This window comes from Paraburkholderia kirstenboschensis (genome assembly GCF_032806925.1).
GTDB lineage: Bacteria > Pseudomonadota > Gammaproteobacteria > Burkholderiales > Burkholderiaceae > Paraburkholderia > Paraburkholderia kirstenboschensis.
In genome coordinates this window covers 3,964,243-3,983,476 of the sequence record NZ_CP136513.1, presented here as the reverse complement: position 1 = coordinate 3,983,476, position 19,234 = coordinate 3,964,243, and the positions used below count along the sequence as shown (strand labels likewise).

The following is a 19,234-nucleotide window of genomic DNA, read 5'->3' as shown; positions in this document are numbered from 1 at the left end:
CTGTCTGTTCGGTTTAACGGACGACGCTCACGCCGCTGCCACGGAGAGCTTCAGACCGAGGAGCTCACGAATCTGCGGCTTCAGCGTCACGATTTGCACGTAGTCGGGGTCGTCGACGTCATCGGTCTTCGCGAGAACTTCGTCGGCGAGCGCATTGAAGTCGTCCAGTACCTGCTCCTTGTCGCGAACGTGCTGCAGTTCGCCGGAAACTTTCCGCCTCACCTCGGTTTCGATCAGCGACTGCGCCTCTTGAGACTGCGCGCCCTCGAACACGGCTTTCCAGCTGTCGCCATTCAATGTCATGCGTCGCTCGAGGCCGTCGTCCTTGTACGCAACGATCCACTCCATCACGCCCGTCTTCGGGTTCTCGCGTTCGCGAACCAGTTTGAGCAGACGCGCGAGCAGTCGATAAGGCATGCTTTTCTGGCGAACCTGCGTGGCGACTTCCTCGCCGGTCGGCGCATACAGCGGCGGCAGATTCTTGCCGTTACCCGCGCTGTGCAGCAGATACGATTCATTGAAATCGCCGAGCAGTCCCTTGTAATGGCTTTCGAGAACCCGGAGCGATTCCACGAACCGCACCGGCATCAGCGAAGCAATTTTTATCACGACGATCTCGTTCGACAGCCGGCCGCACGCCACCTCGGTGTCCGACGCCATGTCTTTCTGCTCTTCGAACATGCGTGTCAGCGAAGCGTGGAAGGCTTTCTGGCTTTCGCAATCCGGCAGGAACACCGCGACCGTCCTTGCCGTTCCGATCGAGCCGCCCTGGTTGTTCGCCACGTTGCGGCCGACTTCGCTCGGGTCGTACTGCAGCATCGTGCCCGACGTCTCGTACAGCTTCGAGACGAACTCTTTCAGGCCGCTCGGATTCGCATCGAACTGCTTCTGCAGACGCTCGACGATATTGACGTGCAGCACCGGCTGCACGTTCTTCGCGATCTCCGCGTGCGCCAGTTCGACGATGACGGCCGACGCCTGCGAGATCGTCGAGATGATGGCGCCCAGCGAAATGCCGCGCGCGAGCTTGTCGAACGAATCGACCTCCGTGCCCGCCAGTTCGATGATCGACTGGCGCACTTTCTGCGTACGCGCGACCTGTGCCTGCTCGTCGACGGTGAGCAGTTTCATCACGCGATCGATCGCGCTGCGGTCGAAGATGCGTTGCTGGTTGAGCGCCTCGTTGGCGACGAGCCGTGCGGCCTGTTCATCGTGCACTTTCTCGGTGGCGGCCGCGAGGTTCTGGTGCAGCGAGTCGATCAGTCCGCGCAACGTAACCAGTTCGTCCTTGATGAACGGAATCAGGCTGCTGGCGAAGCGTTGCCCAGCGATCAGCGTGCGCAGCGCGAACAGATCCTGATGCTGCGTTGCGATGTCGGTGAAGAGCGCGCCGCGTTTGTCCGTGAACAGCTTGCCGAGCGTGCCGACCTTGTTGAACTGCGCATCGAGTTCCGCGATCCGCTTCAGGATGTTCTGTTCCTGCGCCGGTCCTTTCGCTACTTCTTCGTTGAAGAGTGCAAGACGCTCGTCGAGCATCGCCACCAGTGCATCGACGAACTGCCGCAACTGCATCAACGAATGCGTACCGACCTTCCAGTTTGAGAATAATTCTTTCTCGATCTGACGCGCCACGTGCCGTGCCATTTCGAGGCGCGCGTTGGCCTTGATTTCGTAAAACTTACGCACGCCGCCCATGGTTCGGTACGTTTCATCGAATACCTTCGCGAGCCGCGAGTTCAGCGCATGAACCCACATCGTCTGCTCAAGAGTCTGGTCCGCGCGGATTTCGGGCGCAAGACGGCTGACGATCTGTTTCCAGTATTCGCGCGCCGGCTTCCACATCGCGTTCTTCGCGTCGTCTTCGAGGATGCCGGTTTCCAGCATCAGATGCGCGTCACTGAGCAGCAGCTTCTGGATCACGTCGGGCTTGCGCGCTTCCGAGCCCCAATCTTTCTGGACCGGCTCGTCCGCATAGCCTTCACCCTGGCGGAAGTTGTTGTACATCAGCTGACGCGTGGCCTGTTGCGCGAACCCGTAGGCGAGGAATTCCTTGATTTCCTGCTCCGGCACGACGATCCGCTCGACCCCGAACGACAGGAATAACTTGGCACGCGAGCGCTCCGTCCCGGTGTCGGTTTCGAAGTTCTTGACGTCGTTTTCCCCCTTTTCCGCGCGACCGAGCCCTTCCCACTGCGTGTTGAGTGTCTTCTGATAGATGAATTCGGCGACGATGCGCGGCAGTTCGGCATCGACGTCGAACTGGAGGTTGTGCTCGTTGACGTTGTTGACCAGATAGCAGCCGTTGAAGTACGTGTCGTGTTGCCTCGGCTGTCCATCAAGCACACTTGATGGATGATATTGGCCCACCGCCATCGCGTTCAGCTCGGCGAGCGCCGCATAGCCGTTCGCATAGTAGTTCGAGAAGCCGGCCACGTTGCGTACGCGTTTCGAATCCTTCTCGGGCAACAACGCATAGACGAGGATCCGGTACAGATCAGAATTCGGGTACTTGTCGCGGATCAGCGCGATCGCATCGACGATCGAACCGCTGCCGGTGCCGCCAGCGAGACCGCAGACGATGTGGATCGTCACGCCCTTGCGTCCGCCCGGCCCTTCTTCCAGTTCGCGGATGCGATCCTCGACGGCCTTGACGTACTGCGGTGAATTCTGCGCGAACACGATACGGCCCAGTTTGCGCCGCTGCGCCGCACCGGCGATCCCGGGCTTCACGAAATCGAAAATGCTGCGCGGCTCAATCCAGCTGCTCAGGCCCGGGAACGACGCGGGATCGTCGAGTACGGGCCGCACGTTGCTGGCCGTATTGATTACGAACTGGCTGCGGCCGAGTTCGATGTCCTTGCCGAGAACGCGCCACTCGTCGCGCTTGTCCAGCTCGTCGGTCGACGTGTCGATGTACAGATATTCGAAACGCGCCTCAGACGGCGAATTGCCGTCGACGTCGCGGTTACGTTCGACGGTCTTGCGCAGATGGCGAATGATTTTTCCGCCCGAACCGCCAAGACCGATGATGAGATGGTTGTGTGCCATGTTGACCGCCCGTTGTATTTAGCCGATGTGCCCGTTGCGGGCCGCGTCATTCGTGCGCGAGATTGATCTTCAGATATAGATTGGCGTCCGGCGCGCTCGCCGGCTTGACGACGTACGACGCGACCTGACCGCCGGCGGCCGGCGCCGGGTCATCGGCGAAGACAATGCCCTTCGCGGCATATCCGGGCGGCGCGGCCATCGATACGGTCGGCGCGCAAGCCGACGGATCGTCGGAAGCGAACGCGATGCCCTTTGCCGCGTAACCGGTGTCCGCACTCGCGAGTTGCACTGGCGCATCCGGTGACGATGCCGGCGCGGGCGCAGCGGCCTGCACCGTGGAAGCGCCGGCGCCCGGCGCACACGACTGCGCGACCTGCGTGAGCGGCGTCGACACGAGGTCTGGCGCGTAACCGCCGATGCGCTTGCGCAGCTCGCCGCGCACCGGCTCCGGCGACAGATACACCATCAGCTTTTCCATGCCCGGCTTTTCGTCGAAGACGAACGAGCCGCGCGCGGGCAGGAATACGACGCCCATCGCATCGACGAAGTTGTCCTGCGCGGGCTGCGGATAAATCTGCGTCACAGAACCGTCGGGGGCTTGGTTGAGGATGTAGACATACGAGGGATGGTTCACCTTCACGCCGAGCTGGAAGTGCTCGCCGCTTCGGAACACGCGGCGCGCGAGCACATCGTGCGTCGAACCATTGGCGTCCTTGAGCCGGATGAAATAGCTGGCGCCGACATTTGCGACCTTCTTGTGCGCGACCTTGACCACGCCGGTTTTTTTCGGCGCGCCGGACACCGCGTTGGCCGGCGTCGCATCGGCGAGCGCGGTGGCGTCAGGAGCCACCGGCGCGGGAGATGTCGCGACGGTACGAATGTTGTCGTCACCGCCAAAGAACAGGGATTTTGCGGCGTAGCCGTCTTCAGCGAGAGCGTGACTAGCAACCGTGGCAAACGCTAGTGCGGTGAGAACATGACGCATGGCAAATCTCCGGAAGGCTGGCATTGACGGTTCGTTGAGGTGTCTTAGGGGAACAGGTCGTTCTGATCGGCGGGGATCGTCGAATATTCGCGCGGTATCTGATGGCGTTCGCCGCGGGATACTTCGACGGCCTTGCGCGACGTGAAGCTCTGCGCGTCGCGGAACGCCGGCGCGAGCTGACCGTGGTAGTGATCGAGATAGGCGAACAGTGACTGCGTAAAAAACGATCCCTTGAGCACCTGATCTCGGGCGAGCGGACTTTCGAAGGACCCGCTCGTCGGGCCGAGCGATTCTTCGTTCGGACTCGTCGCCGTAATTATGTTGTAGCCCGAACGGCTGCGATCGATGACCGTGCGCGTCCTGGTCGCGGCGCTGGCAGCCGCAGCGCCGTCGTCCGAAAAGCGGATTCCCTTCCCCGTGTACGAATCGCCGCTCCACGACGCGAGCGAAATGCCCGCGTACTCGTTGCGATTGCCATTGGTCTGCCGGACATATGCCGCGCTCTCATCGACGATGTCGTCGAGCATGTCGCCGCTATAACAGGTATCGATGACGACGCGAGTCACGTGGCTCGGCTTGCGAGCGAGGTCCTGGACCAGCGTGTCCGGCACCGCGTGCTGCTGGAAGTGAAGAATGATGTCGGCGCGATCGTTCGAACGCACCGTGTCGGCGTTGCCGGAGTCGTACGCCATGATCGACATCTTGCGATTATCGCCGCCAGCAGGGCTCGGCACCGGGATGTTGCCGTGGCTGGATACGTAGATGAAGACGTCGTCGTTGGGCCGGATCTGCGCATTCATGCTCGCGATCGCCGACTCGATGTTCGACTCGGTCGCCTGCTCGTTGAGCAGCGCGGTCACGCGATAACCTGCGTGCTCGAGATAGCGTTTGACGACCACGGCGTCGTCGGCGCCCTGAATGTCGGGAAGATGGTAGGGATCGGCGAAACGATTTATCCCGACGACAAGCGCGCGCTTCACCGGCTGTGCCGCCTGCTGCTTCTGTGCGAGCGTGAAATTCGCCAGCGCCTTACCGGCTTCGGCGTCCCATCGTTTCTTGAGAACGTGCTCCGGATAGAACGGTGAAGTCGACTTGATGCCGACGATCGACTGAACGATCAGGAACGCGGCATCGACTTCGTCCTCGTCCCGATACGTTCCGACCAACTGGATACGACCGGTGTTGTCGCGCGCGACCGATGCCTGCGTGAGTCCGTGACTGGCGAACTTCGTCCTGATCTGCTCGACCAGACGTTGTGGGACATTGTAGGCGCGATACGCGTTCTGGAAGCCAGGCAGACTGCTGGCCGCGCAGGCGGTCAGCAGCAGCGAGCCGATCAGGCACACAAGACGTGTGAAGAGCCGTTTCATAGATTCGGGAAGCGCGGACGCGCGCCACCACCTTGATACAAGGTCGACAGAACGCAAGACGACGTGATGGCCGTCTCGCCACGCTTGGTATTAGTTGACGGAGAAATCCTTCGAAGACACTGAAGGCGTGTTCCCGCCAGACGCTACGCTAATCTGCACGCGGTATTTATTGCCAGGCTTGGCGTCATTCGAAATGGGGATATGAACCGTGTCTTTCTGTTCGCCGGGCTCGAGCGTGATCTGCTGACCGTTGTTTTTATCGGCGGGGAAAGGCACTTCGGTTTCCTTCCCGTCGACGTCCGCGACGGCGAAAAGCTTCCGCTCGATCGTAACCGGGGCGTCGTCGCCCTTTGGCGTCATGACGATGAAAGTGCTAGTAACTTCAGCCTGTCGGCCCGGTGCCACCGAGTCGGAAACCTCAACGGATTCGACTTTGGTCACCGTGCCCTGGGCGGCACGATAATGGATTTCTTTCTTCACCTTGTCATAATCTTTCGTCCGCTGGAGCTTGGATTCTGGAATCCAGGACGGATTTTTCTTGAAACAAACGTCGACTGCGGTGTAATAGGCAGTCGCGTAGCCGGCAATCCCGCCCGCCACTGCTCCGACCAGTGCCGCTTTACCGGCATCTTCCTTCTTGTGCGCCACCAGCATGGCGCCGAGCCCCGCTAGTGCGCCAATTCCCGCGCCCTTCGCGGTCGTGATGATCTGCTCTTTTCTGACACAGGAATTGAGATCGTCATTGGCGGACTCTTGTGCGTTCACACCAGAAACTGCGAACAGCACGCTACCAGCAACGGTTACGCAAACCGCCGCACGCATCTTCCTATCGCCCATTTTTTTGGTCTCTTCGTGTTTCTCAGTTTTTCTTGACGGCCGAGCTGATTTGAATAGCGCCCCAAACGTTAATCAGATCTCCGCCCCTTGTCTTACATGCTTCCTTAATAACGGCGCAACGGCTCGGAACTTTAGCACTCGAATTCGTGACGCGAAAAGAAATTTCCTAACGTGTCGTCGTTCGACTATATCGGGCGTTGGACCGAGATCGAAAGCAGATTGAAGGGTCATGCAATCCGGGTACAGCGCGCCGAGCTTGCTGAACACCTGCTTGAACTGCGCAAGCGGCAGCGAGTGGACGGACGCGTAATCCGTTCCCACCTTCAGCAACACGACCGACAGCTCCGGCGTTTCGGCCTGAAACTCCAGATAATCCTCATAGCCGATAACGGTCGCCAGCGGCTTTGCGCGGTTCTTTGCGACATCGGCCAAGAGACACGCAGGCTTGCCAATTCCGCTCTTCAGATAGCGATCGACCGCATCGTTGGCGCGGTCGACGCTGCCCGCCTTTTGAATCAGCTTGCTCGCCGAACCCAGCTGATCCATCGGCGCCATGCGCGCGAGTTCGTCCGTCAACTGCGTCAGATTTGACACGCCGAAGTGCATCTCCAGCCGTTTTGCCGCTTCTTCGTTCGCCATGGCGGCCTTGAGACGCTCGGCGTCGTCGGGCATCGCATCGACGACTTTCTGGACGTCGGCGGGTGACTCATCCTTGAACTTTTCCTGTAGCGCGACCGCCGCCGACTTCCAGTCCGTCTTTTCCGTCGCCACCGAAACGGCATAGGCGAACAGGCCGAAGAAGATGATCTGAAATAGGAAGTCCACGAGCGTCAGCAAAAAGACGCTGTCTTGTTGCGTAGGCGTTCTCATCGGAGGCTCACGCCGGATTGACGCGCGACGCCGGCGTGGTCTCGATCTGGATCGCGCCACCCTGAGCCGACACGAACGCAGGCGGCATGCGCGCGCTGTGCCGCTCATTGCGCGTCGCAGAACGTTCGAGCACGCCGATCAGTCGGTCTACGTTCACAGCAAGCGCGTCGATGCGCTGCGCGTTCTGTTCGTTGCCTGACTGCAATCCGTTCTGCAAGGTCGTAAGCAGACGATCGACATTGCCCGCCAGTGCATCGACCGCCTGTGCGCTGCGCTCGGTCGCGCCCTGCTGGTCCGCCTTGGCAAGCGACACAATCAGACGATCGACATTGCCCGCCAGTGCATCGATCCGCTGTCCGTTGCGCTCCATCGCGGGTTGTTGATCGGCACGTTCGAGCGCCACGCTCAGCCGGTGAATGTGCCCTGTCAGCGCGTCGATCTGTTGTGTCGTCTCTGCCTGCGCCCGGTCGCTTGCCGCCTCGACGCCGTTCACCACTTCCTTGGTCAGCCGTGAGGTGGCATCGTTGAACTGCGCGAGCGCCTGAATCTCGATTTCGCCGGTCGCACGCACTAGATGCTCCGCGAACTTTTCCACGATCGGTTCCAGCGCTTCGACACTGTGACGCGTGTGCGCCGACGCCAGCTTGTCGTCCAGTTCGCTGAATTTCTTCGAGAACGATCCGATGTTACGCGACAGCGCCTGCAAATCCGACTTCACATTCGATGTATCCACGGACATGTCAAGATTCTCGAGTGTGGCGAGCGCCGTTCGAATCGACTGCTGGCTGGCATTCGACATCTCATTGAGACTTTCGACATGCCATTTGCTCGATGCATCGAGTGCCTGTTTCGTCGTGCGCAGCGCCTCGTCCGTCGTGAGCCGCCCGAACTTCGACACTTCGGCCGCAAAATTCTTGAGATCAGTGTTCAGTTGCATGATGCTCGAATCGAAATGCTCCACATGCGACGCTACCGGCACGGATTCCACAACTTGGCCGAAACGCGTGACGGACTGACTCGTTTGCTCAGATATTCCCGCGATAGACTCCAAAAACACCGTGGCTGCCGATCGGAGACTTGCCGTACATTCCTCGTAGGTCGCTTCGACCACGGCGCGCGTGCGCTCCTGCGGCGATTGCGACAGCGCCTCGAAGTTCGCCGCCGACGCTTCGACCTTGACGACAATGTGGTCGATCCGTTGTACGTACTCGTCGATGGTCTGACTCAGATCTTTCGCATTAAGCGATTCGACGCGTGCGGTCAAGATAAGCCGGAACACGAGCGCAAGTCCGGTCGCAAGCAGGCCAACCCCGAACTGCGCGATCAACCCGCTGATGTCTTTTTCGATACCAAACAGCCAAACACGAAATACGCTGCCCGCCAGCGAGATGATCGTGACGATGAAGCCGAAGTAGTAGACGCTGAAGCTGTTCTCTCAAGCGCTCGTTGCCATCGACGGTAGCAAGGTCAAGGCAGTCAACACTCGCGATCGCAACTTCACAGACGGTAAGGTCGAAAGCGCCAGAAGCAGATCGAGGAGAGCATCCAGCGGTATTTGAACGCGCTGGAGACTGCCGATCGTACGCGACCTGCTGAGCTAGAAGCGAAGACGACCCGATTGCAGGACAAGATCGCACACTTGCGCGAGCAGATGCGGAACCTCGATCAGATCAAGAAGCAACTCAAGACGCAGCCTGATGGCCAACTCTCGATGACTGATCCCGACGCGCGCTCCATGGCGACGAGCGGCAAAGGCTCGGGAATGGTGGGTTACAACGTACAAGTGGCAGTAGACGCCAAACACCACCTCAACGTTGCTCACGAGGTCACAAACTCTGGCAGCGACCGGGCGCAACTCAGCCCCCTTGGCGAAAGCTGCACGCGATGCGATGGGTCGGACCAACCTGCAGGCAGTCGCCGATCGTGGCTACTACAGTGGGCCTCAGATCAAAGAGTGCGCAGACGCAGGGATCGCGGTAATGCCGCCGAAACCCATGACATCGAGCGCGAAGTGCCATGGTCGATTTGATAGGGCTGACTTCATCTACATTGCGCGGGACGACCAGTACCAGTGTCCAGCCGGTGAACGGGCAATCTACCGTTTCACCCGGGAGGAGCACGGTATGCAGTTGCGCCGTTACTGGATTAGCGCCTGTCCTGAGTGCCCAATAAAATCGCAATGCACGCCAAGTCCGTATCGACGAATCACCCGATGGGAGCACGAGTCGTTGCTGGAAGGTGTTCAACGTCGACTCGACAAAACGCCGGACGCAATGACGACACGCAGACGCACCGTCGAACATGTCTTCGGGACATTCAAGCACTGGATGGGTTACACCCACTTCCTCACACGCAGACTACCGAACTGCCCCTGAATGTCCGAGCGACGGTGCGGGCGAATGGCGGTTCATGGCCGGTTGCACTCGTTGATTGAGCGCGACTGGCGGGCCAGCGGCTCGACCTACGCCTCTCGCTTGCTTCGCCCATACAGCAGCAGCATCGCCGCGATCACCACGCCGTAGATGATCTGACGCCCAGCCTCCGGCATCTGCGCGACCGAGAGGATCGATTGCAGCAGTGTGATGAGGATCGCGCCGGCCACCGTGCCCAGGTATGAACCCCGTCCACCCAGAATCGACGTGCCGCCGAGCACGACCGCCGCGATCGCCGGCAACAGGTAAGCATCGCCCATCGACTGTGCGGCCTTCGACGCATAGCCCGCGAGCAGCACGCCGCCGAACGCGGCGAACGCGCTGCACACGGCGAAGGCGGTCACCGTGACGAGCCGCGTATCGATGCCCGAAAGATACGCCGCGCGCTCGGTGTTGCCGATCGCGTAAAGCGTGCGGCCGAAGGTCGTGCGCGACAGCAGGAACATCGTGGCGCCGCCGATCACCACCCACAGCGCGACGGCATTCGGCACGCCCGGTACGAGCCAGCCCGCCGCGAGCCAGCGCATCACCTCGGGCGCGGAATCCTGCGGCGACGATCCACCCGTATAGACAATCATGATGCCCTGCGCGACCGCATTGGTCGCAAGCGTCGCGATCATCGACGGAATGCGCAGCAGTGCGACGAAGATGCCGTTGACGATGCCGATCAGCACGCCGCAACCGATCCCGACTGGAATCGCGAGGATGCGCCCGAGATCGCCGTGCCCCGCGACCGCGCACGCCATCATCGCGCCGACGGTGATCGTCCACGGCAGCGAAAGGTCGATGTGGCCGAGCAGGATCACCATCATCAGGCCGGTCGCAATGATGCCGAGGAATGCGCCGACCTTCAGTTGCAGCAGGATGTATTCCGGCGACGTGAAGTTGCGCGAAAACATCCCGCCGACGAGCAGCAGCGCGACGATGCACGCGAATGCGATCACGATCGGTTTGTCGATTCTGCGGGTGAGCCTGGACACGAACGTGGTCCGGCCGGTCGCGGAAGCGTGGCTCATTGAAACCACTCCAGACGGTTGCGCACCCTGAACAATCCGCACGCGCCGATCGCGACAGCAAGCAGAAGAATCATGCCCTGAAATAGCGGCTGCCACAGCGCATCGACGTTGAACACGAACAGCAGATCGCCGATGCAACGGAACGCGAATGCGCCGAAGATCGCGCCGATCGCGCTGCCCTTGCCGCCGAGCAGCGACACGCCGCCGATCACTACCGCGGCGATCGAAAACAGCGTGTACGAGTTCGCGCTGCCGAGGCTCGCTTCGCCGGTGTCCGTAAAGAACGTCAGAAACAGGCCGCCGACTGCCGCGAGCAGGCCGGCCAGCGTATAACTCGCGAACTTCGCGCGGCGGATCGGCATGCCGGACAGGAAAGCCGCGGGTTCGGACGACCCGGTCGCGTATGCCGCTCGCCCGATCGCCGAGCGTTTGAAAGGAATCCAGACGATCACGATCGCGGCGAGCAGAATCACCAAGCTCGCTGGCAGGACGCCGGCGACCTTGCCCGTCAGTGCGTCGGCGAGGTCCTCGTTGATCGATCCGCCGGGCACAGGGCGCAGCAGCAGCGCCAATCCGTAGTAGACGGCGCCCGTCGCAATCGTCGTCACGATCGGCTGCAGCCGGCCGAAAATAATGATCACGCCGTTCAGCGCGCCGCACAGTGCACCCGCGCCGAGCACACCGGCGATGCCGAGCGCGCTGTGCAGCGAGTCGCCCGTGACGATCCACGACCCGATGCAATTCGTCAGCACCAGCGTCATGCCGATCGACAGGTCGATGCCGGCGGTCAGCACGACGAGCGCCTGCCCCATCGAGACGAGCGCGAGCAGTACCGCTTTGTTCGCTGCCGTCTGAAATATGTTGGCCGACAACGCCGACGGATAGTTGACGAGATAGATCGCGAACATCAGCACGAACAGGCCGAACGCGAACACCGCTCCGCGATTCTCCGCATACCAGTAACGCAGCCCGCTCATAGCGCCACTCCCGTGGAAGGCAAAATCTGCCCGACGGGCAGGTCGAGAGCACTGGCAATCAGGTTCTGCTCGGTGATCGCCGAGCCGACGAGTTCCTTCTTGATCCTGCCTTCGTACAGTACGAGCACGCGGTCGCAGCAGCCGATCAGCTCGTCATAGTCGGTCGAATAGAAGACGATCGCGGCGCCTTCGTCGGCAAGGCGCCTGAGCAACTGGTAGAGCTCCTGCTTGGTGCCGACGTCGATACCGCGCGTCGGGTCGCTGAGCAGCAGGATCCTCGGCTGCCGCATCAGCCACTTCGCGATGACGACCTTCTGCTGGTTGCCGCCCGACAGCGAGCCCACGGGCGCGTCGACGCCGAACGACTTGATCGCAAGCAGCTCCATCATCCGCTCGACGAGCGACTGCTGGCGGTCGCGATCGATTATGCCGGCGGTGGACATGCGATCGAGTGCGGCAAACGACAGGTTCTCGCGTACCGACATCGGCAGCATCAAGCCTTCGGTCTTGCGGTCCTCGGGTATCAGCGCCATACCGATTTCGTTGGCGCGAGCGGCCGTCGGGCTCCCGATCGACACGGCTTTGCCGTTGATCTCGATCTTGCCCGCGCAGCCGCGCAACACGCCGAACAGCGCGAGCAGCAGTTCGCGCTGGCCTTGTCCGTCGAGGCCACCCAGTCCGAGGATTTCACCGGGCTGCAACGAAAAGCTGATGCCCCGCAGCGTGTCGCTCCATGCGAGATTACGACAGGCGAGAACCGGCGCGGTGCTGCGGGCGTGCGCGGGCTGGTCCGCCGGTTTGGCAGGAAACGCATGCTGGTACTTCCGGCCGATCATCATTTCGACAACCTCATTGTCGGAGCGCGTGCCAGCTTCGAAGCTCATCACATGGCGACCGTTCCGGTAGACCGTGCATTCGTCCGCGAGCGCCTTCACCTCGTGCATGCGGTGCGAGATGAACAGCAGCGCGAGCCCCTCTTCGCGCAGGCGCTTGAGCACCTCGATCACGCGCGCGACGTCGGCCGCGGTCAGCGCCGAGGTGGCTTCGTCGAGGATCAGAATGCGCGGCGCGTGTGCCAGCCCCTTCGCGAGCTCGACCATCTGCTGGCGCGACAGCGGCAAGTCCCGGACTTTCGCAAGCGGATTGATGTCGGCGGCGCCCGCTCGCGCGAGCGCCTCCTCGGCCTGGCGGCGTTGGGCCCGCCGGTCGATCATCCCGAAACGTCGCGGCGGGTTCGCAGCGTAGATGTTGTCCGCCACGCTCAAGTCGGGGATCAGCGACAGCTCCTGATACACGCAGACGATACCGGCCGCGTTCGCCTCGGCAGGCGACGCGAACGAGACCTCCCGGCCATCGAATTGCATCGTGCCCTCGTCCGGCTGCACGACGCCGGACATCACCTTCAGCAACGTGGACTTGCCCGCGCCGTTCTCGCCGAGGATCGCGTGAATGCGGCCTCTGCGCACCGTGAGCTCGGCGTGATCCAGCGCGACGGCGCCGCCGTAGCTTTTCGACACGCCAGACATCTGAAAGAACGGCTGCTCTGCATCCTGCAGCATGCTTCGTCTCCGGTCACAGCGCGGGCCATCATCCGGTCACTGGTTGCCCTGGCTCTGCTTCATGATTTCCTGCGCAGAGAAAATGATGCCGCATGTCGGAAACGAGTTGCCGACGAAAAAGTTGTCGGAGTCGTTCGGAAAATAGTTGACGCCCGACTTCAGCATCGAATCGTCGGTGACGTCGAGCGGCAGCTTGATCGCCACGGGAATCGTCTGGCCATCCAGCGCAGCGAGTGCCGTCTTGATCGCCACGGCCACCTGCGCGGGCCCGGTGCCCGCCGACGTGCACTTCAGGCCCTGGCTCCCATACTGCGCGCAGAACTTGCGAAAGCCGTTCTCCGTCTCGCCGCCGAAAGGCACGAACGGGTGTTTCGCATCGATCATCGCGCGCACGACGCCCGTGTCGCCGCCCTGCGCCGATATGCCATCGAAATGACCCTGCACGGCAATCGCGTCAGCGGCGACCTTTTGCGCGACCCCGTCGTCCCACTTGCCGTAGACCTGGACGACGTTCCACTTCTTGCCGGTGTTGTCCAGCGTTTTCGTGAAACCATTGTGCCGGTCCGTGTCGACCGACGTGCCCGCCACCCCGCGAACTTCGAGCACCTTGCCTCCGTTTGGCAGGTGACCCGCGAGCCATTTGGCCCACAGCGCGCCGAGCCCATACTGGTCGACGTTGACGTTGATCGCGTCTTCGCTGTCGAGCGTGTTGTCGAAAGCGACCAGCACCACACCGGCGTTCTTCGCGCGGCGGATCGCCGGGCCGAATGAGGAGGGGTTCTGCGCGTTCACGATGACGGCGTCATAGCCGGCATCGATGAAGTTGTTGACGGCCGAGATCTGCGCCGGAACGTCCTCGCCGGTCGAGACGACCTTGAATTCCTTGAGCTTGGCGGCAACGGCCGGTTGCGCGGTGTAGGCCTTGGCCGTCCTGATCATCTGGATACGCCAGGTGTTCGCGATATAGCCGTTCACGAGTGCGATCCGGTAAGGCGCGTTCTTCTTCGGATACTTGATGAACTTCGTGTCGCTCTTCCAGGGGACCATGCAGGCGGGATCGCTGGACGGCCCTGAAACGATCGAAGCCTGCGCGAAAGCCCCGCTTGCGCAGAGCGCCAATGCGGCGCTCGCCGCCGCTCGAAGCACGTGGATTCCTGAAAGCATGTTGCCTCCTTTTTGTTCGATTGGACGTACCGATTGCCTGCGCACATGGCTGGTCGTGGACTGCCGGCACGGTGTGCGTGAAGCACGGAACCTTGCGGAGTTGCTATAGCGGGACTGGATCGGACTTGCAGAAGGAGCTTTTCAACGGCGCCTCCTCGAAGCGAAAAGAAGGGCATGCGTATACGCGTTCCTGTCTGACAGTACTGGCATACCAATCCACGCGCGATAGTGGTTTACCAGTGAGGCCAACGCACCGGGCGACCGGGCTGAAACGCTTGGTGGATAAGGACTGGGGCCGTCCCGTGGCAGGCGCGACTAGTTTCCGCCACGGTTAGGCTACCTCTGAGTGATCGATCAATGCATTTATACGAACTTCTACAGAAATGGGAACCCAGTTTTACGCCGAAGATCGCCAAGATTCACCTTGCGCGGTTCAACGGCCGGGAGCGACCCATTGACGTCTTTATTGCAGGGAAATTCGATACGTGGCAGGCATGGCAAAGCCGGAAGAACTTCTCGCGCCGATTCGTCGTGTCGCTGATCGATATTGGCGGAGGCAAGTGGCTATACGCAGGACTTTTCCATGTGAAAGGTGTGAAGGCGGTGTCGGAACCTAAGCCGCATTTCATGTACGACTTGGAACGAATTGCCAGTGCCGACGAATTTTCGGGGTGCTTATACGTGAAAAGCGCGTATAAAGAGCGGGCGGGATATGTCCTAGGCGAGACGCTGGAGAATGACTTGATGGTAGCGGAGTTGCTACCGGAACGGGTCAGCTTTGGCCGCTTTCCCGGATTTAAGCGGGTCAATCTGCGAAAGGCGCAGCTTGATATCGTTGTTTCTCAAAACATTGAATCTTGGCGAACTGCTTTGTCGAACGTCAAGGGAATCTACTTGATCACAGACCGCAGCAACGGCAAGCTGTACGTCGGTAAGGCAGACGGTGAACACGGGATTTGGCAGCGTTGGTCAACCTATGTCGCGAACGGCCATGGGAATAATATCGCACTGGTGAAGGAACTGGGGCTGGCCGGCCCCGAACGCCAAGATGACTTCAGCTTCTCGCTTCTGGAGATAGCCGATATCCAGTCGACGGGCGAAGAGATCGCTCGCCGAGAGAGCCACTGGAAAGAAGTGCTTTCCTCTCGGGAGCACGGATACAACCGCAATTAAAGCGGCTATGCCAACGAAATGAGCTACAGCGGCCAACGCCCACAACCGATGCGGTTTGAAATGACTCAATCCGTTGCTATGGTTATCTGACACCAACGTTACCCTCGCCCGCGTCACCCAGCAGCGCTAAGAAAGCCGGCGGATCGCTGCATCTGTGATGCAACTGTTGAGTCTCAGCAGACAGTTCCGTCGAAGAACGCGTGTCTGCAATGCCCGGGACGCGGACTGCCACAACGCTGCGACGGTGGCGGGCACAAGCGTATCATCGTCCAGATGCCGAGGCATCGACATCGCTTCGAATCTGCAGTTAGACGTTTACTCAAAAAACTCTTCGTCGACCTTTTTCAACTGAATGGTTTCTTCAATACGGCAGCCAACGTTATGCCTGATCATCAGCCTGGCTAGCTGACGGCCATCAATCAGGACGATACGCTTGCTAAGGAATTCAGCCGTCTCTCTGGCCGAAGGTGAAAAGGCCGAAGTGGTAACGAAAAGTCCCTTTGCCGCCTTGAAGCGATCCAGTGAACCAAAGAAATCACGGATCGCGCCGGAGCTGACGTTATTGCCGTCCGAGTAGCGCTTCGCCTGCACGTAGATACGATCCAAGCCCAAGGCGTCCTGGTCAATAACCCCATCGACGCCTCCGTCGCCGCTCTTGCCCAACGCTCGTCCCGCATCGCTTGTAGAACCCCCGTAGCCCATGGCCAGTAGTAACTGGACTACCAGGCGTTCAAAAAACTCCGGCGGAGCCGCGATAATGCGAGCAAGCAGATCAAGACTGAGTTCATCGTCTAACTCGGCATGAGCTTTTCGAATGATCTCGTCGGGTGTCATCCCGCTTGCCTGTACCGCTTCTATCGCGGCGGAGTCTTTGCAAGCGATCTCAGGGGCGTTGCTGGCATCTCGGAACGATACGAATTCGGGGAATCGCTCCAGAAAGCGAATGTCGACCTTTTGAGGCGGATTGGCTAATACGTCACGCCCTCGGGCAGTTATCACGAAGTGGGCTCGTTTGGTCAGCTCGACCAACCCTGCCTTTCCCAGATAACTTTTTGCCCAATGCACACGGTTGGCGAAAGTAGTCTGCCTTCCGGACGGCAATAGTTCTAATCGCTCGTCCTCACTCAACTTGAATGTGTCAGCCAATGACTGAACAACCTCGGACACTTTCACTTCGCCCTTTTCGGACGAACGCAAAACGGGAAGCATCAGAGTCTGAAAATCAGGAATGGCCATTGTCGAAAATCAATTAGTCAAGTTCCGCCGGTGCGGCGCTCTGTCGTGGCAAAAAATATGCTGCCGCTTCCCCGGATCGATGCTCCGCGCAAACGTCGCCCGCAGGTCTGCAATAGAAGTCATTATCGCAAACATGGGCCACGGCGACCTGCCAGGCGGTGAGCGCTGTACTCTGTGTTTACGCAGCGGATACGCCGTCGTGGACTTCCTACACGACCCCGGCACCAACACACACAACCCCTAGCCCGCATCCAACGGCCCAATCAAATTCCCCAGCCCCGACGCCGTCACCGGCCGCGAAAACCAGAACCCTTGCGCCTCGTCGCAGCCAAGCGCCTGCAACTGCGCCGCCTGCTCGGGTGTTTCGACGCCCTCCGCCGTGACGCGCAGCCCGAGGGCGTGCGCCATCGCAACGATCGCGCCGACGAGCGCATGGCATTGCGGATCCGTGCCCATTCGCGTGACGAAAGACCGGTCGATCTTCAGGCGATTCAACGGAAACCGCGTCAAATACGCGAGACTCGAATAGCCTGTGCCGAAGTCGTCGACGGCAATCTCCACGCCGAGCTCGCGCAGCGCGTGGAGCGTTTGCAGCGTCTGCTCGGTGTCGCCTAGCAACACACCTTCGGTGATCTCCACTTCCAGATAGGACGGAGCGAGCGCGGCACTGTCGAGCGCCCCGCGAATGGTCTCAAAGAGGTCGTGCCGCTGGAACTGCTGCGGCGACACATTGACCGCGACGCGCGGCAGGTTGCCGGTGAGGCGAAGGAGTTTGCCCGCGTCGCGACACGCCGTGCGGATCACCCATTCGCCGATCTGCTCGATCAAGCCGGACTCTTCCGCGACCGGCACGAATTCCGCCGGACTGATCATGCCGCGCTGCGGATGATTCCAGCGCAGCAGCGCTTCGACTTGCGCGATGCGGCCAGTGGCGAGCGTCACCTGCGGCTGGTAGACGAGATGCAATTGCTGGCGCTCCAACGCTTCACGCAACATGGTCTCGATCTGGAAGCGGCGCGCGGCCTGCCCTTCGAGCGCAGTCGAAAAACGCCGGACCGCGTTGCCGTTGACCGCCGCTGCCGCCGAGAGCGCGACGCCCGCGCGGCGCATCAACGTCGGCGCATCGCCGCCGTCGTCCGGATACGCGACGATGCCGATGCTCGCCGCGATGTTCAGCGCCGTTCCGCCATAGTCGATGGGTTCGGCAATGCGGCTAAGCGCCTCGGCAGCGAACGAATCGGCGGCGGGGCCGGTCTCGTTGATCAGCAATGCGAACTGCGTGCCGCCGATCGAGGCGATCGTGCCGTCGTTCGGAAAGAGGCCGCGCAACCGCTCGCCGACGATCTGCAACACGAGTTCGGCTGCGTGCAGACCGAGCGCGTCGCGGAGTTTGCGCAAGTGATCGAGCTCGGCGATCAATACGGTAAAGCCGCTCGGGTGGCGTTCGCAGCGTGCGATCGTCAACTCGAGGCGCTCGGTGAAAAGCGTCTGATTGGGCAGACGCGTCACGCCGTCGTGATGAGAGACATACCAGAGGCGCGCGTCCGATTGCGCATAGCGCGTCATATCGACGACGACGCCGACGTAACGCGCCTCGCTGGCATCACACGCCGCTTCACCGGAAAGCGGAGAGAGCGCGAGCACCACGCGCACCGGCGTGCCGCTTCGTCGCAGATAAGTCCACTCACTCTCGTAGCGCGCGCCTATCGCGGACAATATCGGCAATTCGGCGCGGCGTCTCGCGAGCTCGGCCGGATCGTGCAGCGATTCAAAGCTGCGCCGGCCGACCAGTTCATTGGCGGTCATCCCCGTCAGTTTTTCGAATGCCGCGTTGACGTGCTCGAACGTGCCTTGCGCATTGCAAATGAACATGCCGAATGGGGCCGCTGCGAGAGCGGCGTCGCGCGCATGCACTGAGGGGTGGGACGGGTCTTGCATCGCGCGGGCCTTGTATTTTTCTGACGATGGCTGAGACCGCGTGCGGCGGTTAGGGCGCGCGCGGCAGCGCTGCTTCGACAAACACCGCACAGAGCGCTTGCATGCCCTTTGCGTCGTCTTCGTCGAAGCGCGCGACAAGCGGGCTGTCCACATCCCATACGCCGATCAGCGTGCCGTCGGGTGCGACGAGCGGCACGACGATTTCCGATTGCGACGCGGAATCGCAAGCGATATGGCCGGGAAACTCGTGGACGTCACGTACGACCTGCGTCTCACGCGTTTGCGCGGCCGTGCCGCAGACGCCTTTGCCGAGCGCGATGCGCACGCACGCTGGTTTTCCCTGAAACGGGCCGACCACGAGTTCGCGGCCGTCGTAAAAGTAAAACCCGGCCCAGTTCAGATCGCTCAGCGAATGAAATACGAACGATGAGAAATTCGCGGCGTTGGCGATCCAGTCGGTTTCGTCGGCGAGGAGCGCGCGCGCCTGCGCGACGAGTTCTTCGTAATGCGCGGCCTTAGGCAATTGCGAGGCGGAGGAAACTTCGAACATGACGGGTCCGTGATAAAGCGGAAAGTGAGGCAACCAGGCGGCCCAGTGTAAAGCAAGCGGCGCTCCGCTTCACTGGAGT

Annotated in this window: 14 protein-coding genes and 1 pseudogene; 2 read left to right on the top strand and 13 right to left on the bottom strand. The window is 60.9% G+C overall.

Features of this window, described 5'->3' with window-relative positions; all coding sequences use genetic code 11:
* Positions 1 to 27: 27 nt before the first annotated feature.
* The 6 genes from RW095_RS40495 to RW095_RS40470 all read right to left on the bottom strand — a co-directional run bounded on the left by RW095_RS40495 (position 28) and on the right by RW095_RS40470 (position 8,437).
* Positions 28 to 3,048, bottom strand: a complete 3,021-nt coding sequence (locus RW095_RS40495) for a tubulin-like doman-containing protein (protein ID WP_317021156.1) — start codon at positions 3,046 to 3,048, stop codon at positions 28 to 30.
* 46 nt (positions 3,049 to 3,094) lie between these two features.
* Entirely contained in the window at positions 3,095 to 4,033 is a 939-nt protein-coding gene (locus tag RW095_RS40490) for a DUF4384 domain-containing protein (protein ID WP_317021155.1), read from the bottom strand.
* A gap of 44 nt (positions 4,034 to 4,077) precedes the next feature.
* Positions 4,078 to 5,403 (bottom strand): caspase family protein, encoded by a 1,326-nt coding sequence (locus tag RW095_RS40485; protein ID WP_317021154.1) that lies wholly within the window; start codon positions 5,401 to 5,403, stop codon positions 4,078 to 4,080.
* A 90-nt stretch (positions 5,404 to 5,493) separates the two neighbouring features.
* Positions 5,494 to 6,240 carry a hypothetical protein gene (locus RW095_RS40480; RefSeq protein ID WP_317021153.1) on the bottom strand — a complete coding sequence of 249 codons (747 nt, stop codon included), beginning with the start codon at positions 6,238 to 6,240 and terminating at the stop codon, positions 5,494 to 5,496.
* A 72-nt stretch (positions 6,241 to 6,312) separates the two neighbouring features.
* Positions 6,313 to 7,110: a hypothetical protein gene (locus tag RW095_RS40475; protein ID WP_317021152.1), complete on the bottom strand. Its 798-nt coding sequence runs from the start codon at positions 7,108 to 7,110 to the stop codon at positions 6,313 to 6,315.
* Positions 7,111 to 7,117: 7 nt separating this feature from the next.
* Positions 7,118 to 8,437 carry a hypothetical protein gene (locus RW095_RS40470; protein WP_317021151.1) on the bottom strand — a complete coding sequence of 440 codons (1,320 nt, stop codon included), beginning with the start codon at positions 8,435 to 8,437 and terminating at the stop codon, positions 7,118 to 7,120.
* 94 nt (positions 8,438 to 8,531) lie between these two features.
* Between RW095_RS40470 and RW095_RS40465 the strand changes: the two are divergent.
* Positions 8,532 to 9,470, top strand: a pseudogene (locus tag RW095_RS40465) (transposase); the annotation flags it as partial.
* Between the two features lie 101 nt (positions 9,471 to 9,571).
* Here RW095_RS40465 and RW095_RS40460 read toward each other — a convergent pair.
* From RW095_RS40460 to RW095_RS40445, 4 genes are read right to left on the bottom strand one after another with little or no spacing between them, the layout of a single operon-like run.
* Complete coding sequence (locus tag RW095_RS40460; protein ID WP_317021150.1) at positions 9,572 to 10,558, bottom strand: ABC transporter permease; 987 nt, start codon at positions 10,556 to 10,558, stop codon at positions 9,572 to 9,574.
* On the bottom strand, positions 10,555 to 11,535 hold the full coding sequence (locus RW095_RS40455) for an ABC transporter permease (protein ID WP_317021149.1): 981 nt from the start codon (positions 11,533 to 11,535) through the stop codon (positions 10,555 to 10,557). Before RW095_RS40455 ends, RW095_RS40460 begins: the two co-directional genes overlap by 4 nt.
* On the bottom strand, positions 11,532 to 13,094 hold the full coding sequence (locus RW095_RS40450; RefSeq protein ID WP_317021148.1) for a sugar ABC transporter ATP-binding protein: 1,563 nt from the start codon (positions 13,092 to 13,094) through the stop codon (positions 11,532 to 11,534). The genes RW095_RS40455 and RW095_RS40450 overlap by 4 nt, the downstream gene beginning before the upstream one ends.
* A 36-nt stretch (positions 13,095 to 13,130) precedes the next feature.
* On the bottom strand, positions 13,131 to 14,258 hold the full coding sequence (locus RW095_RS40445; protein WP_317021147.1) for a sugar ABC transporter substrate-binding protein: 1,128 nt from the start codon (positions 14,256 to 14,258) through the stop codon (positions 13,131 to 13,133).
* 357 nt (positions 14,259 to 14,615) lie between these two features.
* On the opposite strand from RW095_RS40445, the gene RW095_RS40440 reads away from it, so the two are divergent.
* On the top strand, positions 14,616 to 15,431 hold the full coding sequence (locus tag RW095_RS40440) for a GIY-YIG nuclease family protein (RefSeq protein ID WP_317021146.1): 816 nt from the start codon (positions 14,616 to 14,618) through the stop codon (positions 15,429 to 15,431).
* Between the two features lie 315 nt (positions 15,432 to 15,746).
* Here the strand turns inward: RW095_RS40440 and RW095_RS40435 are convergent, their stop codons facing one another.
* From RW095_RS40435 to RW095_RS40425, 3 genes are all read right to left on the bottom strand, one after another.
* Complete coding sequence (locus RW095_RS40435; protein WP_317021145.1) at positions 15,747 to 16,667, bottom strand: restriction endonuclease; 921 nt, start codon at positions 16,665 to 16,667, stop codon at positions 15,747 to 15,749.
* Positions 16,668 to 16,907: 240 nt separating this feature from the next.
* Positions 16,908 to 18,605 (bottom strand): putative bifunctional diguanylate cyclase/phosphodiesterase, encoded by a 1,698-nt coding sequence (locus tag RW095_RS40430; protein WP_317021144.1) that lies wholly within the window; start codon positions 18,603 to 18,605, stop codon positions 16,908 to 16,910.
* A gap of 49 nt (positions 18,606 to 18,654) precedes the next feature.
* Positions 18,655 to 19,155, bottom strand: coding sequence for a GAF domain-containing protein (locus RW095_RS40425; RefSeq protein ID WP_317021143.1), 501 nt, complete (start codon positions 19,153 to 19,155; stop codon positions 18,655 to 18,657).
* Positions 19,156 to 19,234 lie beyond the last annotated feature (79 nt).

Bases quoted from the DNA above. Each gene is read 5' to 3' on its own strand.
- RW095_RS40485 (WP_317021154.1), bottom strand. From the start codon at position 5,403: ATGAAACGGCTCTTCACACGTCTTGTGTGCCTGATCGGCTCGCTGCTG.
- RW095_RS40445 (WP_317021147.1), bottom strand. From the start codon at position 14,258: ATGCTTTCAGGAATCCACGTGCTTCGAGCGGCGGCGAGCGCCGCATTG.
- RW095_RS40475 (WP_317021152.1), bottom strand. From the start codon at position 7,110: ATGAGAACGCCTACGCAACAAGACAGCGTCTTTTTGCTGACGCTCGTG.
- RW095_RS40495 (WP_317021156.1), bottom strand. From the start codon at position 3,048: ATGGCACACAACCATCTCATCATCGGTCTTGGCGGTTCGGGCGGAAAA.
- RW095_RS40425 (WP_317021143.1), bottom strand. From the start codon at position 19,155: ATGTTCGAAGTTTCCTCCGCCTCGCAATTGCCTAAGGCCGCGCATTAC.
- RW095_RS40435 (WP_317021145.1), bottom strand. From the start codon at position 16,667: ATGGCCATTCCTGATTTTCAGACTCTGATGCTTCCCGTTTTGCGTTCG.
- RW095_RS40490 (WP_317021155.1), bottom strand. From the start codon at position 4,033: ATGCGTCATGTTCTCACCGCACTAGCGTTTGCCACGGTTGCTAGTCAC.
- RW095_RS40440 (WP_317021146.1), top strand. From the start codon at position 14,616: ATGCATTTATACGAACTTCTACAGAAATGGGAACCCAGTTTTACGCCG.
- RW095_RS40480 (WP_317021153.1), bottom strand. From the start codon at position 6,240: ATGGGCGATAGGAAGATGCGTGCGGCGGTTTGCGTAACCGTTGCTGGT.
- RW095_RS40460 (WP_317021150.1), bottom strand. From the start codon at position 10,558: ATGAGCCACGCTTCCGCGACCGGCCGGACCACGTTCGTGTCCAGGCTC.
- RW095_RS40430 (WP_317021144.1), bottom strand. From the start codon at position 18,605: ATGCAAGACCCGTCCCACCCCTCAGTGCATGCGCGCGACGCCGCTCTC.
- RW095_RS40455 (WP_317021149.1), bottom strand. From the start codon at position 11,535: ATGAGCGGGCTGCGTTACTGGTATGCGGAGAATCGCGGAGCGGTGTTC.
- RW095_RS40450 (WP_317021148.1), bottom strand. From the start codon at position 13,094: ATGCTGCAGGATGCAGAGCAGCCGTTCTTTCAGATGTCTGGCGTGTCG.